This is a genomic window from Flavobacterium riviphilum (assembly GCF_055231795.1).
The window spans coordinates 1-1,423 of record NZ_JBUYSY010000040.1; the positions used below are offsets into that span (position 1 = coordinate 1).

The window sequence follows — 1,423 nt, forward strand, 5'->3', positions numbered from 1 at the left end:
CTTATAATAGAGTTCCGCTAATTTTCTAGCGGTTGCCTTTATTGCTATTGCAGCTCCTCTTCTTGCTTTTAGTTTTCTTGCAAAAGCTCCTAATCCTGGTTGTTTGCTTAATAATAAACTTTGAGCTGCTTGTTTAAATATTTGCCCTGATCGTGTCATAGCTTTTTTTTTACTTCTTTTATTCATCTTGCCTGATTGATTCTTTCCAGGAGCCAATCCTAACCAAGACACAAAAGCTTTAACATTTGGCCATTGTTCTATATTGTTACCAAGTTCCGCAGTTAGTCGCATAAGACTATAATCTGTTAAACCTGGTAGAACAGTTGGATTTGCACCATGAATTCCCATCAATAAATCATGCAAGTTTTTTATATCTGGTTTGTTATGTCGTATAGGTTTTATTCTATTATCGTCCTTATAATCATTATTAGATTTTCTCTTAAATTCAATTAATATTTTTTCTGTCTCTTTATCACATAGCTGGACTTGGTTTAAATAAAACATGTAGCCATCGTATGCCTGTTGAAGTTCAAAAATATATTCCTCTTTATAATTACCTTCCAAAGCCAATAATATATCTGCTCCTTTTCTTTTTCTTAAATCTGTTGTGCAATAACTTAATAAAACTTGGGCATCTCTTTCTCCATCCAAAATAGCTTCTATCATTGCCATTCCACTTGCTCCGTGTGTTTGAGACAAAACTTCCGGAAGCCTAATATTCATTTGTACTAATGCTTTTTGCATATGAAGTATATGAGAAGATGCCATTTGTAATTTGTCTTCACGCATACGAGTATAAACTCTCAGCTTTCGGACGATATCCTCAGGAACAAAACTTTTTCTTAACAGACCATAACTGAATAATTGTTGTATCCATTGGCAATCTTGCACATCTGTTTTTCTGCCTGGCAAGTTTTTACTATCTGCTGGATTAACTAAATAAACATCAAAACCCATTGCTTCTAAAATATCATATAGAGTTATCCAATAAATTCCTGTTGCTTCCATTGCTACATGAGTTATTCCGTGCTCTTGCATATAAACACCTAACTCTTTGTAAGTTCTAGTAAAAGTTCTAAAACTCCTTACTTCTTCTCCTTCGATGGCAACAAATACTTTTTCGCTTCCAATATCGATGCCAGCGCAATTTTTAATAATTTTTTCTAAACTACTCATCGCTTACGATTTAACGAAATAGAAATAGGCTCAAAGTATATTAAGTGAAAAGATATTGCTACCATGGGGGAAATTCATCATTTTAGAACTCACCAATATTGCTTAATATAATACTTTGAAACAAAGCTCAGGATCAGGTATTTTACACTAGTTATGCTACTGCTACACTGCCTAATTCTAATTCAAATTATATACAAAGTTAACGTCATTTTATATTGCTTTTTTTAGAATAAAAATTATACCTCAG

General features: G+C 32.8%; 1 protein-coding gene. It reads right to left on the minus strand.

The window, feature by feature from the left end; translation table 11 throughout:
- Positions 1-1,176: IS110 family RNA-guided transposase (locus ACZIX2_RS14195; RefSeq protein WP_463340751.1), on the minus strand; the 1,176-nt coding region annotated here is incomplete at its 3' end.
- Between the last annotated feature and the right edge of the window lie 247 nt (positions 1,177-1,423).